This window comes from Rhizobium leguminosarum (assembly GCF_002953715.1).
Lineage (GTDB): Bacteria > Pseudomonadota > Alphaproteobacteria > Rhizobiales > Rhizobiaceae > Rhizobium > Rhizobium leguminosarum_V.
Map to the genome: position 1 here is coordinate 4,281,448 of NZ_CP025012.1, position 13,180 is coordinate 4,294,627.

16 protein-coding genes are annotated in these 13,180 nt (G+C 60.9%); 12 read left to right on the forward strand and 4 right to left on the reverse strand.

The genetic code is table 11. The features are described from left to right. Window positions 1–2 precede the first annotated feature (2 nt). The 10 genes from CUJ84_RS21285 to CUJ84_RS21335 all read left to right on the forward strand — a co-directional run bounded on the left by CUJ84_RS21285 (window position 3) and on the right by CUJ84_RS21335 (window position 8,397). Window positions 3–323 carry a chorismate mutase gene (locus tag CUJ84_RS21285; protein WP_105007645.1) on the forward strand — a complete coding sequence of 107 codons (321 nt, stop codon included), beginning with the start codon at window positions 3–5 and terminating at the stop codon, window positions 321–323. A 48-nt stretch (window positions 324–371) separates the two neighbouring features. After that, window positions 372–743, forward strand: a complete 372-nt coding sequence (rpsP, locus tag CUJ84_RS21290) for a 30S ribosomal protein S16 (protein WP_018243981.1) — start codon at window positions 372–374, stop codon at window positions 741–743. 113 nt (window positions 744–856) lie between these two features. Then, a complete protein-coding gene (gene rimM, locus CUJ84_RS21295; RefSeq protein ID WP_029767597.1) occupies window positions 857–1,426 on the forward strand; it encodes a ribosome maturation factor RimM in 570 nt (189 codons plus the stop codon). 4 nt (window positions 1,427–1,430) lie between these two features. Next, window positions 1,431–2,114 carry a tRNA (guanosine(37)-N1)-methyltransferase TrmD gene (trmD, locus tag CUJ84_RS21300; RefSeq protein WP_105007646.1) on the forward strand — a complete coding sequence of 228 codons (684 nt, stop codon included), beginning with the start codon at window positions 1,431–1,433 and terminating at the stop codon, window positions 2,112–2,114. Window positions 2,115–2,450: 336 nt separating this feature from the next. Further along, on the forward strand, window positions 2,451–2,999 hold the full coding sequence (gene rplS, locus CUJ84_RS21305; RefSeq protein WP_105007647.1) for a 50S ribosomal protein L19: 549 nt from the start codon (window positions 2,451–2,453) through the stop codon (window positions 2,997–2,999). Between the two features lie 145 nt (window positions 3,000–3,144). Continuing rightward, the gene (locus CUJ84_RS21310; RefSeq protein ID WP_105007648.1) at window positions 3,145–3,942 is read left to right on the forward strand and encodes a transporter substrate-binding domain-containing protein; all 798 of its coding nucleotides are present in this window, start codon (window positions 3,145–3,147) and stop codon (window positions 3,940–3,942) included. 9 nt (window positions 3,943–3,951) lie between these two features. Continuing rightward, window positions 3,952–4,764, forward strand: coding sequence for an amino acid ABC transporter permease (locus CUJ84_RS21315; protein ID WP_105007649.1), 813 nt, complete (start codon window positions 3,952–3,954; stop codon window positions 4,762–4,764). A 283-nt stretch (window positions 4,765–5,047) separates the two neighbouring features. Beyond that, window positions 5,048–6,457, forward strand: a complete 1,410-nt coding sequence (gene leuC, locus CUJ84_RS21325) for a 3-isopropylmalate dehydratase large subunit (RefSeq protein ID WP_020052055.1) — start codon at window positions 5,048–5,050, stop codon at window positions 6,455–6,457. 562 nt (window positions 6,458–7,019) lie between these two features. Further along, the gene (locus CUJ84_RS21330) at window positions 7,020–7,787 is read left to right on the forward strand and encodes an SDR family NAD(P)-dependent oxidoreductase (RefSeq protein WP_105007651.1); all 768 of its coding nucleotides are present in this window, start codon (window positions 7,020–7,022) and stop codon (window positions 7,785–7,787) included. A gap of 262 nt (window positions 7,788–8,049) precedes the next feature. Further along, window positions 8,050–8,397 carry a cell surface protein gene (locus CUJ84_RS21335; RefSeq protein WP_105007652.1) on the forward strand — a complete coding sequence of 116 codons (348 nt, stop codon included), beginning with the start codon at window positions 8,050–8,052 and terminating at the stop codon, window positions 8,395–8,397. An 82-nt stretch (window positions 8,398–8,479) separates the two neighbouring features. Here the strand turns inward: CUJ84_RS21335 and CUJ84_RS21340 are convergent, their stop codons facing one another. Together CUJ84_RS21340 and CUJ84_RS21345 are read right to left on the reverse strand one after the other, a co-directional pair. Then, a complete protein-coding gene (locus tag CUJ84_RS21340) occupies window positions 8,480–9,310 on the reverse strand; it encodes an aldo/keto reductase (protein ID WP_105007653.1) in 831 nt (276 codons plus the stop codon). A 131-nt stretch (window positions 9,311–9,441) separates the two neighbouring features. Continuing rightward, window positions 9,442–9,963 (reverse strand): L,D-transpeptidase family protein, encoded by a 522-nt coding sequence (locus tag CUJ84_RS21345; protein ID WP_105007654.1) that lies wholly within the window; start codon window positions 9,961–9,963, stop codon window positions 9,442–9,444. 167 nt (window positions 9,964–10,130) lie between these two features. Between CUJ84_RS21345 and CUJ84_RS21350 the strand changes: the two genes are divergently transcribed. Then, entirely contained in the window at window positions 10,131–10,814 is a 684-nt protein-coding gene (locus CUJ84_RS21350) for a response regulator transcription factor (protein WP_105007655.1), read from the forward strand. A 139-nt stretch (window positions 10,815–10,953) separates the two neighbouring features. Continuing rightward, complete coding sequence (locus tag CUJ84_RS21355; protein ID WP_018481801.1) at window positions 10,954–11,409, forward strand: cyclic nucleotide-binding domain-containing protein; 456 nt, start codon at window positions 10,954–10,956, stop codon at window positions 11,407–11,409. A 150-nt stretch (window positions 11,410–11,559) separates the two neighbouring features. Here CUJ84_RS21355 and CUJ84_RS21360 read toward each other — a convergent pair whose 3' ends face one another. Next, complete coding sequence (locus CUJ84_RS21360) at window positions 11,560–12,363, reverse strand: exodeoxyribonuclease III (protein WP_018497630.1); 804 nt, start codon at window positions 12,361–12,363, stop codon at window positions 11,560–11,562. Window positions 12,364–12,464: 101 nt separating this feature from the next. Continuing rightward, window positions 12,465–13,133, reverse strand: coding sequence for an outer membrane lipoprotein carrier protein LolA (locus tag CUJ84_RS21365; RefSeq protein WP_105007656.1), 669 nt, complete (start codon window positions 13,131–13,133; stop codon window positions 12,465–12,467). Window positions 13,134–13,180: the final 47 nt, after the last annotated feature.

Sequence of the window (13,180 nt, forward strand, 5' to 3'; positions counted from 1 at the left end):
CCATGATTGATCCAAACGTCAAAGCCCAGCTCGCGAGCTATCGTCAGTCGATCGACAATATCGATGCCGCTCTCGTGCACATGCTGGCCGAACGCTTCCGCTGCACCAAAGAGGTCGGCGTGCTGAAGGCCAAATACAATCTGCCGCCGGCCGACCCGGCGCGCGAGGAATACCAGATCGAACGCCTTCGCCAGCTGGCGAAAGCCGCCAATCTGGATCCGGATTTCGCTGAGAAGTTCCTGAACTTCGTCATCAAGGAAGTCATCCGGCATCATGAGCAGATCGCTGCGGATCACGCTGAACAAAGCACCGCGGCCCGATAACCGTACCGCTCAAGAAAGCGGTCAAGAAAAGCCCAAGGAGTAAAGAACATGGCACTGAAAATTCGTCTCGCCCGCGGTGGCTCCAAGAAGCGCCCGTACTACCACGTCGTTCTCGCCGATGCGCGCAGCCCGCGTGACGGCCGCTTCCTCGAAAACCTCGGTTCCTGGAACCCGATGCTTGCCAAGGACGATGAGAAGCGCGTTCAGCTGAACGCCGAGCGCATCAAGCACTGGATCGAAAACGGCGCACAGCCGACCGACCGCGTTCTGCGCTTCCTCGATGAGGCCGGCGTTGCCAAGCGCGAAGTCAAGAACAACCCGGTCAAGGCAAAGCCTGGCAAGCGCGCCCAGGAGCGCGCCGCCGAAAAGGCTCAGAAGGTCGCCGACGCCGCCGCTGCTGCTGCCGACGCCGCGGAATAATCGGGACATTCCCTTCGAGCGGGCGGCATGGCGACATGCCGCCCGTTTTCGTTTCCAATCGCCCGCACTTCGTTTATGAGAAACCTGTCTTTCGGCTTCACATGAAGGAACCCATGACAAAGCTTGAAAACCCCGTTCTGATGGCGACGATCGGTGGCGCGCAAGGCCTCCGGGGCGAGGTGCGCGCCAAGGCCTATACGGCCGATCCCGGCGCGCTTGGCGACTACGGCCATCTCCACAGCATGGACGGCCGCAGCTTCGAAGTCCTCGAAATCCGCGAGATGAAGAATGTCGTCGTCGTTCGTTTCCGCGGCGTCAACGACCGCAATGCCGCCGAGGCTCTGAACGGGCTCGAACTCTATATCGAGCGGGACAATCTGCCGGACGAAGAGCTGGAGGACGACGAGTTCTACTATGCCGATCTCGAAGGGCTCGAGGCGCGGGACGACAAGGGTGTCAGTTATGGCACGGTCACCGGCGTCTTCGATTTCGGCGCCGGCGACCTGCTGGAACTCAAAGGTCCGGGCAAACGCCCGGTGCTGATCCCCTTCTCCGAAGCCTCGGTGCTGGAGATCGACCTCGAGGCCGGCACGCTGCTGATCGATCCGCTGGCGGCGGGTCTGGTCGACGATCCGGAAGAGCTTTCGAAATTCACCCCGGACAAGCCGAAAAAGAAGAAGTGACGCCATGGCTTTCCGGGCGAGCGTACTGACACTTTATCCGGAAATGTTTCCGGGGCATCTGGGCTTCTCGCTCGCCGGCAAGGCGATGGAACGGGGACAATGGTCGCTGGACCTGGTACAGATCCGCGATTTTGCCACCGACAAACACCGCACCGTCGACGACACCCCGGCAGGCGGCGGCGCCGGCATGGTGCTGAAGGCAGACGTTCTCGCCCGCGCGATCGATAGCGCCTCGGAAAACGATCCCCGCCCGCGGCTGCTGATGAGCCCGCGCGGCCGGCCACTGACGCAGCAGCGTGTGCGCCAGCTCGCGGCCGGCGACGGCGTCATCATCGTCTGCGGCCGCTTCGAGGGCGTCGACCAGCGGGTGATCGAGGCGCGTGGACTGGAAGAGGTCTCGATCGGCGACTACGTCCTATCAGGCGGCGAGCCGGCGGCGCTGATCGTGCTCGATGCGATTATCCGCATCCTGCCTGGCGTCATGGGCAACGATCTTTCCGGCCTGCACGAAAGCTTCGAAGGCGGACTACTGGAACATCCGCATTATACCCGGCCGCAGGAGTGGGAAGGCCGGGAAATCCCCGCGATCCTCACCTCCGGCAACCACGGCGCCATCGACAAATGGCGGCATCAGGAAGCGGTGCGGCTGACCCGGGAGCGGCGGCCCGATCTGCTCGAAAAGGGCTAGCCTATCGGCTCGAAAATCGGGATCGATTTTCGGAAGGCACGATGCGTCGATTCAAAATGTTACAGCGTTCTTTCCGCGTCAGAAAAAGGCGCGCGGCGCTGTAAAGTGAGAAAAACGGCTGATTTCGCAGCCCTTTTCACAAAAATGCCGTCCAAGGGATGACAAGCCCTGGCCTTTCGTGTATTGGCGCACGCGGAAATGGGGTTTATCCCCGTCTGCCAGCAAACAAAGAATGGCGAATCCGCTCCCGCCCTTGACGGGCAAAGTCCTGAGGCCAGTTCCGAAGGATCAGTGTTGAGCGCTCTGGCTGTTTCAGAAGAACCAAAGGTTAAGACGATGAACATCATTCAGCAGCTTGAGGCCGAACAGGCCGCCAAGATCGAAGCCAAGCGCACGCTTCCCGAATTTTCCCCGGGCGACACCGTCCGCGTCAACGTGAAGGTCACGGAAGGCACCCGTACCCGCGTTCAGGCCTATGAAGGCGTCTGCATCGCCCGCTCCGGCGGCGGCCTGCAGGAAAACTTCACGGTCCGCAAGATCTCCTACGGCGAAGGCGTCGAGCGCGTATTCCCGGTCTACTCGCCGATGATCGAAAGCGTCGACGTCGTTCGCCGCGGTAAGGTCCGTCGCGCCAAGCTCTATTACCTGCGCGACCGTCGCGGCAAGTCTGCCCGTATCGTTGAAGACACCGGCGTCCGCGCCCGCAAGCTCAACGACGCCGAGCGCGCCGCCATTGCCGAGGAAAAGGCACGCATCGAAGCTGAAAAGGTCGCAGCAGCTCAGGCGCTCGCCGCCGAGAAGGCAGCAGCCGAAGCTGCGGAAGCCAAGGCCGCCGCTGAAGCAGCAGCCGCTGCTGCCGCCGCCGCGGAACCGGCAGCAGAATAAGATCTGCGCCACGCAAAATTCTTTGCTTGGAAAGGCGGCCTTCGGGTCGCCTTTTCTATTTTTTGTTTCGGCATGCAGCCGGCGGCCTTGCCTCGGGCCTATCTTCCGTGACAGTTTTTGCCGTTCAATTTTGGGGAACCGTTCAATGTTGTTTCGCCGTACCGTTCTTGCGAGCTTCGCCGCCCTTGCTCTTGCACCCCTGGCCGCATCGGCCGCCGAGCTGCCCGATCTCGGCGGCAAGAGCGTCGTCGTCGTCACCGAGAATGCCTATCCGCCGCTGCAGTTCGTCGATCCGAAATCCGGCAAGGCGATCGGCTGGGAATATGATGCGATGAACGAGTTCGCCAAGCGGCTGAATTTCAAGGTCGAATACCAGAACACCAGCTGGGACGCGATGATCCAGGCGGTTTCCGATGGCCAGTACAACATCGGCATGACCGGCATCACCATCAAGGAAGACCGCAAGCAGAAGGTGGATTTCTCCGACCCCTACATGCGCTCGCAGCAGTTCATGCTGGTGCGCGGCGACGAGAAGCGCTTCGCCGATGTCAAGTCCTTCGGCGAATTCAAGGACGGCCTGGTCGGCGCGCAGGCCGGCACCACGCCTTTCTACACCGCGGTCTACGAAGTGCTTGATGGCAACGAGCAGAACCCGCGCATCAAACTCTTCGAAACCTTCGGCGCCACCGTCCAGGCCCTGAAGGCCGGCGACGTCGACGTCGTGCTGACCGACGGCACCGCCGGTAAGGGTTATGTCGATGCCTCGAACGGCGCCCTGAAGCTGATCGGCGGACCGCTCGGCACCGAGGATTTCGGCTTCATCTTCCCGAAAGGGTCCGACCTTGTCGCCCCGGTCAATGCCGCGATCGCCGCACTCAGGGCCGACGGCACGCTGGATGCGCTGAACAAGAAGTGGTTCCTCGACTACAAGATGGGCGAATGACGCCGAGCAATGGCCCTGCGACCATCTCCCGACAGATACGTCAAGGATGACTATCCCTGGTGGCTGGTCGCGCTTGTCGCGATCGGCCTCGTCCTTGCCGCCGTCATCGTCACCAACGATATCTATGCCCAGGTCTTCCGCACCGTCGTCAACGGTGTCGGCATCACCGTCTTCGTGACGCTGGTCGCCTTCGTGCTCGCCACCGTGCTCGGCCTCGGCATCTGCCTGCTCGGCATGGCTGACAGCCAGGTGTTGCGGCAGATCGCGCGATTCTACATCGAGATCATCCGCGGTATCCCGATTCTCGTGCTGCTGTTCTACGTCGCCTTCGTCGGCGCGCCGGCACTGGTCGCAGCCTATAATTTCCTGACTTCGCCGCTGGTGACATCAGGTATGGCCGAGCCCATCCTGGTGCGCGACCTCTCGTTGATGTGGCGGGCGATCATCGCGCTGACGGTCGGTTATTCCTCCTTCATCGCCGAAATCTTCCGGGCCGGTTTCCAGTCGGTCGATCTCGGCCAGATCGAGGCGGCCAAGGCCCTCGGCCTCTCGCGCTACCGGCGCTTCCGCTCCGTCATCTTCCCACAGGCGATCCGGGTGATCTTCCCACCGCTCTCCAACGATTTCGTCTCGATGGTGAAGGACAGCTCGCTCGTCTCCGTCCTCGGCGTCGCCGACATCACCCAGATGGGCAAGGTCTACGCCGCCGGTTCCTTCCGCTTCTTCGAAACCTATTCGATCGTCACCTATATCTATCTGATCCTGACGATCGGCCTGTCGCTGGCGCTGCGGCGGACGGAGAAATGGATGAAGTCGCGGTGACGGCACCAATAGCCGCACCACTGAGGGGTCTCAGAAGGCCTCCTGATGATTCAAATTGAAGCCGCCGCGAAAAATCGCTATATGCAGGGCCATGGAATCCAAGTTCAGATGCATTGGTGCGCATATTTTCGTGCTGCAGGACCATTATCGCCTGCCGTCGCGGTTTTTTGCGTGCGTGTCCGGTGCGCTCAACAGCCGACTTCGTTGATCGAATGACGGCCGGCGGAGCCTGATCTGCCATTTCTCGATTTTCCAAAAGCTTTAGAAAAACGGACTTAACGCCATGAGCGCACCGCGTACCCTCTACGACAAGATCTGGGACGATCATCTGGTCGACGAACAGGCAGACGGCACCTGTCTTCTCTACATCGACCGCCATCTGGTCCACGAAGTCACCTCGCCGCAGGCTTTCGAAGGCCTGCGCATGACCGGCCGCAAGGTTCGCGCACCGGAAAAGACGCTCGCCGTCGTCGACCATAACGTCCCGACCTCGCCCGACCGCCATCTCGGCATCAAAAACGAGGAAAGCCGCATCCAGGTGGAAGCGCTGGCGACCAACGCCGCCGAATTCGGCGTCGAATATTATTCGGCAAGCGACAAGCGCCAGGGCATCGTCCACATTGTCGGTCCGGAACAGGGCTTCACCCTGCCCGGCATGACCATCGTCTGCGGCGACAGCCATACCTCGACGCATGGCGCCTTCGGCGCGCTGGCACACGGCATCGGCACCTCCGAGGTCGAGCATGTTCTGGCGACCCAGACGCTGATCCAGAAGAAGGCAAAGAACATGCTGGTGCGGGTCGACGGTGTGCTTCCGCCGCACGTCACCGCCAAGGACATCATCCTTGCCATCATCGGCGAGATCGGCACGGCCGGCGGCACCGGCCACGTCATCGAATTTGCCGGCGAAGCGATCCGCGCGCTGTCGATGGAAGGCCGCATGACCATCTGCAACATGACGATCGAAGGCGGCGCCCGCGCCGGCCTGATCGCCCCTGACGAAAAGACCTTCGAATACATCAAGGGCAAGCCGCGCGCGCCGAAGGGCGAGGCGCTGGAACAGGCGATCGCCTACTGGAAGACGCTGCAGACCGACGAGGGCGCTCATTATGACCGCGTCGTCGTGCTCGATGCCGCCAGCCTGCCGCCGATCGTTTCCTGGGGCTCTTCGCCCGAGGATGTCATCTCCGTCCAGGGCATCGTTCCGAACCCCGACGACATTCCGGACGAAACCAAGCGCACCTCCAAGTGGCGCGCGCTCGACTATATGGGCCTGAAGCCGGGCACGAAGATGACCGACATCACGCTCGACCGCGTCTTCATCGGCTCCTGCACCAACGGCCGCATCGAGGATCTGCGCGAAGTCGCCAAGGTCGTCGAAGGCAAGACGGTTGCCCCAACCGTCGACGCGATGATCGTGCCGGGCTCCGGCCTCGTCAAGGAACAGGCGGAAGCCGAAGGCCTCGACAAGATCTTCAAGGCCGCCGGTTTCGACTGGCGCGAGCCGGGCTGCTCCATGTGCCTTGCCATGAACGACGACCGCCTGAAGCCGGGCGAACGCTGCGCTTCGACCTCGAACCGCAACTTCGAAGGCCGTCAGGGCTTCAAGGGCCGCACGCACCTCGTCTCGCCGGCAATGGCAGCCGCGGCCGCGATCGCCGGGCACTTCGTCGATATCCGCGAGTGGAACTGATCTGATCCAGCCAATTGATCAACTTGCAAGCCGCCCGATGCACATCGGGCGGCTTCGCATTTATGGCGTCAGTCGCTTCGGCGCCCACATGTTGCGACCTGCACAGCCCTGCGCCTTCTCCGACGCGCAAAGAGCTCTGCGGCCCTCCGAATTGCTGCACTAAAGCCTTTGTTTTTGCGCATGTCGCTGTCGCAAAACCGCTGCACAGTTTTGCGCGACATGCCCTAATTCCGTAAATTGCTTCCGATTTAACTAGGCCGTGAACTCATAAATCTGCTGGACTGATAGCCTGACAGAGTCCGCTATGCCCCAATGGCCGACGCGTTGCTGCGTAGCAGCGAAACGACGCTATGTGCCAAAAGCGGAATTGCCGATCAAGCAGGTTTGCGGCTGCCGGCTTACCAGCCGAGATCACCAAAACTGAAGGCATCATCGATCATGGCATCCTGCCGTTCATATGACCATTATGCCGATCCGGTCTTGCCGCGTTTCTCTGCAGGGAACATACCTAACCTCACAAAGCGGTATTTCCAACGGATGTCGGATTAGAGGAGCCCATGAAATGGATCTGCAACTCACTGGCAAAAAGGCACTGGTAACCGGCTCGACTCGGGGGATTGGGCTTGCCATCGCTGAGCGTCTTGCGTTGGAGGGAGCCGACGTCGCGATTTGTGCCCGCAGCGGCGACGCCGTTGAGGACGCGGTCAAGGCACTAGAATCCAAGGGAGGCAAGGCCTGGGGCCGGTCCGTGGACGTCAAAGACCCAGCAGCACTTCGGAGCTGGGTTGAAAGCGCTGCGGCGGCGCTTGGCGGTGTCGACATTTTGGTGGCAAATGCCAGCGCCCTATCTTTCGGCCTTAGTATCGAGGCGTTCCAGTCGGCCTTCGACGTCGATCTGATCCACACTGTGACGGCAGTTGAGGCGGTTATGCCGCACCTTGAGCGATCACGGGCGGGGAGCATCGTCGCCATTGGCTCGATTGGGGGAGTCGAGGATTCAGAACTCAATGCTTACACAGAGGTGTCCTATGGCGCCATAAAGGCTGCGCTGCACTTTTACATCAAGTCGCTCGCCCGGACCGTCGCACCCAAGGGTATCCGAGCCAATGTCGTCAGCCCCGGTTCGACGTTCTTTGACGGTGGTGCCTGGGATCAAATCAAGAGCGAGCAACCCGAACATTTTCGCAAAGCGGTTGCCATGATCCCGATGGGCCGCATGGCGAGGCCCGAGGAGATCGCCAACGTCGTCGCATTCACGGCGAGCCCAGCGGCGAGCTACGTCACCGGCGCCAATCTGGTGGTTGACGGCGCCTTCACGCGACGCATCTAAGCTAACGTGTCACACGTGGAATTGGAGGCGGCCAACTATCTGGTGTTCGTCAAACTCGCATCAATCCGAATTTGGTTACGCGCTAATGAGTCCACGCCCTAAGTCGTGGCGGGCGAGCCCGTTTGTGCATGGCCCGCCTTCCCAATTTCATCCTTTCGGGCAATCGACATCGATAAATTCCTGTGGCCTCATCGATAATCAGGCGCGACACGCGACAGATACCGTTCAGGCTTCGGCGAACACCGCGCCATCGGGGAAGGCCATGAGGCAGAAATTAGTAGCGAGTTTACTGCGAGCCAGCCTGATCATGTTTGCACCGCTGGCATCGATCGACGCCGTCGGCGCCGCGCCGATGCATCCAACCATACCGCCAGTCACGCTCGCCTCGGGCCAACTGCTGCAGGTCGCGCAGAAGAAGATACCGTCACTCAACGGATATCGCGGCTACAGCAGCGGCCGGCCCGGCTATATCAAGAGCGCGAACGGTTATTGGTATCCCTCACGCGCCTTCGACGATTATACCGGCTCAATTGGAAAACCGCAGAGCCTGGGCAATAGCTGCAGTTACGGCTTCGCGCCGACCAACGGATCGTCCAATTGCAATTATTGACTGAAGGCTGCACGCCTCCGTCAAGCGGCGGCCGCCCGGGTGATCTCTTCTCCGGGGCGACCGCTGATGCGCTCGATAGTGCTCAGAAGGCTGCCGTCATCGGATCCGGTCCCATGCGGGCGCTGGCACTGTCGAGCTTGGCGATCGCGGCCATGTCGTCGGCATCGAGCTTGAAGTCGAACACCTGGAAGTTCTCCTCGATGCGCGACGGCGTCACCGACTTCGGGATGACGACGAGACCGGTGTCGATGTGCCAGCGAATGATCACCTGAGCCGGCGTCTTCTGATGCTTTTTGGCGATCTCGCCGATCACAGCGTTCGAGATGAACTTGCCCTGGCCGAGCGGGCTCCAGGATTCGGTGGCGATATCAAGCTTCTGATGAGCCTCCTGCGCCGCCTTCTGCTGGAAATCTGGATGCAGCTCGATCTGGTTGATGACGGGAACGACGCCGGTCTCGCCGATGATACGCTCGAGATGTTCAGGATAGAAATTCGACACGCCGATCGAGCGGGCGCGGCCCTCTTCCCGGATGCGCACGAAAGCCTTCCAGGTCTCGGTATAAAGGCCACGATGCGGCGACGGCCAGTGAATGAGATAAAGGTCGACATATTCGGAACCGAGCTTCTTCAGGCTGCCGTCGAAGGCGCGCAGCGTGTTGTCATAGCCCTGATCGGTATTCCTGAGCTTGGTGGTGACGAAGATGTCCTTGCGGTCGAGGCCGGAAGAGCGAATGCCTTCGCCGACGCCCTCTTCGTTGTCGTAGCCGGAAGCCGTATCGATGTGACGATAGCCGGCGGCGATCGCAGTGCGCACAGTGGGAGCGGCAATATCCTGCGGCGTCTGCCAGACGCCGAGGCCGACTTGGGGAATGGAATGTCCGTCATGGAAAGTGATGATAGGTTGAGCGGTCACAATATATCTCCGGGAGTTTGAAGAATTGGACGAGGCATGAATTGCGCCCGCGCTTGCGGACGTCCCTGAACGCATTTCAGCCGGAGCGTTCGGTCACCGGAAGCATATAGGCGACCGCATCCGGAAGACAATCAGACGACGCGGACAATCGTTCCCTTTCGAAGGTGGGGCAGCAGGCGGCGCATGTCGCGCAGGCTTACCGCCACGCAGCCCGCCGTCGGCTCGTAGCCTGGCCGGATGAGATGGAAGAAGATCGCCGAGCCGCGATTGCGCGCACGCGAGGAGATGTTCCAGTCCATCACCAGGCAGATATCGTAGAGCCCGTCGCTGCGCCGCATCTCTTCATGACTTGCGCGGAACGGCGTCCTGACGAGGCGATTGTAGCTGGCATTGCCAGACTGATCGCACCAGAGCATGTCGGGGCGGATGCGGCGAATGGGAAGCGGAGTGACGAGCCGACCGTTCCGCTCGCCGCGCCGGAAGCCTGATATCAGCCTCATCGAGGCGATCGGCGTGGCGCCGTCGCCTTCACGTTTCATCACCGTGCGGCCCGAGCGGCCGATCGCAGCGGGCACGGTGATGGCACCGAACCGGACGATCGCCCGGCTCTTGCGCCCCGGCGCAGCACGCACGACGATCGTCGACGGCGTCATACCCGGCCTCTGCCTTGCTTTTTCCATTTTTCTCGCATGTCGTGCCTTGTCTGGGGCTTCGATTGAAATCATATCGAAACCGGCCCGGCAACAGCCCGTTGCCCGATCCTTGCCAAACCAGGAATTTGGCGTAGGACTAGGGGACTTAACATGAGGACGTAAACGGCATGACCGCACGCACCATTCTTCTGGTGGATGACGACGATGACCTTCGGCAGACGCTGACGGAGCAATTGTCGCTGTATGAGGAATTCACGGTTCTGCAGGAAGCCAACGCCGGCAGAGGTGTCGCGACCGCCCGCTCGACGCCGATCGACCTGCTGATCATGGATGTCGGCCTGCCCGATATGGACGGCCGCGAGGCGGTGAAGCTGCTGCGCAAGGGCGGCTTCAAGGCGCCGATCATCATGCTGACCGGCCACGATACCGATTCGGACACGATCCTCGGTCTTGAAGCCGGCGCCAACGACTATGTCACCAAGCCTTTCCGCTTCGCCGTTCTGCTCGCGCGCATCCGCGTGCAGTTGCGCCAGCATGAGCAGAGCGAGGACGCGACCTTCACCGTCGGCCCCTATCTCTTCAAGCCGAGCCAGAAGCTCCTGACCACCGATAACGGCCAGAAGATCCGGCTGACGGAAAAGGAAGCGGCGATCATCCGCTATCTCTACCGCGCCGAACAGAAGGTCGTTACCCGCGACGTGCTGCTCGAAGAGGTCTGGGGCTATAATTCCGGCGTGACGACGCATACGCTGGAAACCCACGTCTACCGCCTGCGCCAGAAGATCGAGCGCGATCCTTCCAATGCCGAAATTCTCGTCACGGAAAACGGCGGCTACAAGATCATACCCTAGCGCATTTCCGTTTTTCTCCGAATGACGTAAATGCTCGATCTCTTTGTTTTCACGCAATTCCCGGCAAAAGTGTTTCACGCTTTGCCTGGCAAAACCGCTAGGCACTTTTGCTGGAATTGCTCTAAGGCGAAAAGCCCGCATGGCGCTAACAGACGACATCCACATGCTCGCGCAGCTTCCTCTGTTCAAGGACATGAACGAGGATCAACTGCGGTTGGTCGCCTTCGGCGCCGACCGGCGCATGATCGCTGCCGGCCAGATGCTGTTTCGCCAGGGCTCGCCCGCCGAGAGCGCCTATGTCATCCTCAGCGGCAGCCTGGAGCTGAGCGCGACGAGCAGCGACGGCATGCAGAGGACAGAGGGGATCGCCGGTCCCGGAACCCTGGTTTCCGAACTGGCGCTGGTGACGCTGGTGGAGCGCAAGTTCACCGCGGTAGCGCGCGAGGACACCAGCATCATCCGCATCACCCGCGCCCTCTTCCACCGGCTGATCGAAGAATATCCGGACGCAGCCCGGCTGATCGAGAACCGGATCCGCGACAATCTCGCGGAGCTTGCGGCAAAGGCCGCAAGCCAGTTCTACCGCTTCAGCTGATCTTGATAGATAGAGGCCGCGCGTCCGAGAGGATGCGCTAGAACAGGATGATTTTAGGCCGGGTCGGCCTAAAATCTGAATCCTGTTCTACATTATAGAGTGAGAGCATGATGTCGTCCGAAAACCGCTCACACTTTTCGGCATCATGCTCTAGAAATCGAAATGCGCCGTCACCGGCACGTGGTCGGAGGGACGATCCCAGCCGCGCGCCTCCTTCAGGATCTCGATCCGCTTCAGATGCGGCCCGAGATCCGACGACGACCAGATATGGTCGAGACGGCGGCCGCGATCTGCCGCCTCCCAGTCCTTGGCGCGGTAGCTCCACCAGGTGTAGAGCTTCTCGTTTTCAGGCACATGCTGCCGCATCAGATCGAGCCAGGCGCCGCGCTTCATCACCTCGAGCAGCCCCTCGGTTTCCACGGGCGTATGGCTGACGATCTTCAGAAGCTGCTTGTGCGACCAGACATCGTGCTCCAGCGGCGCGATGTTGAGGTCACCGACGAGGATGGCTGAGGTGTTGGCCTCGCCATTGGCTTTCAGCAGCTTCATCTCCTCGATGAAATCGAGCTTGTGGCCGAATTTCGGATTGATCGTGCGATCCGGCTCGTCGCCGCCGGCCGGGACGTAGAAATTATGCAGCCGGACGCGACGATTGCCGTGCTCGAAGATCGCCGAGATGTGGCGCGCATCGCCGACGCCGCAATAATCCTGCCGGTGATCCTCGGTCAACGGAATGCGCGAGGCGATCGCCACGCCGTGATAGCCCTTCTGGCCATGGATGATGATGTGATTGTAGCCCATCGCCCGCAGCGGTGCCGCCGGAAACAGATCGTTCGTCACCTTGGTTTCCTGCAGGCAGAGGATATCGGGCCTGTGCTTGAGAACGAGCTGCTCGACGATCGGCATGCGCAGCCGCACCGAGTTGATGTTCCAGGTGGTGATCGAAAAGCCCATGCCCATACCCTCTCACGCTTTCATGAAAGGGCTTTAAAACAAAGGTGGACGCTAGGGAACCGGCCGCGTGCAAAAGCGGCCGGCGATCAACCGAAAAGGTTTCAGTCGCGCGACTGAGGCGTGCCCGGAATGGTTTCATAGGGCACGCGGAAGACGCGATCGTCGAATTGCACGCCGGTCTTGACGTTGAAGATCATCACCGAGGTGTCTTTGCCCTGATTGTCGGTGATCGTCCACTGACGCAGGTCGTAGGTCTTCGGGTCGAACATCATGGTGATGGTCGAGTTTCCGAACACCGTATTGTTGCCAAGCGCGATCGTCGTCAGGTCAGACTCTTCCTTCACGCCCTTCACCATGCCGGCCGACAGGTCGATATGCTGCGCCAGGAGCAGGCTGAGCGGGGTCTTGGAGAGCGGATAGAGATCCCAGGTCTTGAGCTTCGTATTGCCGATGGCGACATTCTTGCCGTCGGCGATCACCCGCATCGGCGACGGATCGTCATAGTTGAAGCGCAGCTTGCCGGGGCGCTGGATGAAGAACTTGCCGCCGGTCTGTTCGCCGCGCGGGCCGAACTGCACGAATTCGCCCTGCATCGTCGTGACGCCGGAGAAATGATCGGCGATCGCCTGCGCCGTGCCGGAGGCAGGAGCCGCCGCCTGCGCATAAGCACCGAAGGGAATGGCGCTCGCCATCGCGGCAACGGCGAAGGCGCCGAGAAGGTCGCGGCGCGTTACCGTCAGGCCGGAGAGGAAGCTATCGGAGTGACTCATCTAAATCTCCTTTATGCGATCTGCATGCTGCCGAAAGGCGGCGTCTT

Coding starts and splice junctions, on each gene's coding strand:
- CUJ84_RS21285 (WP_105007645.1), top strand. CDS start 3: ATGATTGATCCAAACGTCAAAGCCCAGCTCGCGAGCTATCGTCAGTCG.
- rpsP (WP_018243981.1), top strand. CDS start 372: ATGGCACTGAAAATTCGTCTCGCCCGCGGTGGCTCCAAGAAGCGCCCG.
- rimM (WP_029767597.1), top strand. CDS start 857: ATGACAAAGCTTGAAAACCCCGTTCTGATGGCGACGATCGGTGGCGCG.
- trmD (WP_105007646.1), top strand. CDS start 1,431: ATGGCTTTCCGGGCGAGCGTACTGACACTTTATCCGGAAATGTTTCCG.
- rplS (WP_105007647.1), top strand. CDS start 2,451: ATGAACATCATTCAGCAGCTTGAGGCCGAACAGGCCGCCAAGATCGAA.
- CUJ84_RS21310 (WP_105007648.1), top strand. CDS start 3,145: ATGTTGTTTCGCCGTACCGTTCTTGCGAGCTTCGCCGCCCTTGCTCTT.
- CUJ84_RS21315 (WP_105007649.1), top strand. CDS start 3,952: ATGGCCCTGCGACCATCTCCCGACAGATACGTCAAGGATGACTATCCC.
- leuC (WP_020052055.1), top strand. CDS start 5,048: ATGAGCGCACCGCGTACCCTCTACGACAAGATCTGGGACGATCATCTG.
- CUJ84_RS21330 (WP_105007651.1), top strand. CDS start 7,020: ATGGATCTGCAACTCACTGGCAAAAAGGCACTGGTAACCGGCTCGACT.
- CUJ84_RS21335 (WP_105007652.1), top strand. CDS start 8,050: ATGAGGCAGAAATTAGTAGCGAGTTTACTGCGAGCCAGCCTGATCATG.
- CUJ84_RS21345 (WP_105007654.1), bottom strand. CDS start 9,963: ATGACGCCGTCGACGATCGTCGTGCGTGCTGCGCCGGGGCGCAAGAGC.
- CUJ84_RS21350 (WP_105007655.1), top strand. CDS start 10,131: ATGACCGCACGCACCATTCTTCTGGTGGATGACGACGATGACCTTCGG.
- CUJ84_RS21355 (WP_018481801.1), top strand. CDS start 10,954: ATGGCGCTAACAGACGACATCCACATGCTCGCGCAGCTTCCTCTGTTC.
- CUJ84_RS21360 (WP_018497630.1), bottom strand. CDS start 12,363: ATGGGCTTTTCGATCACCACCTGGAACATCAACTCGGTGCGGCTGCGC.
- CUJ84_RS21365 (WP_105007656.1), bottom strand. CDS start 13,133: ATGAGTCACTCCGATAGCTTCCTCTCCGGCCTGACGGTAACGCGCCGC.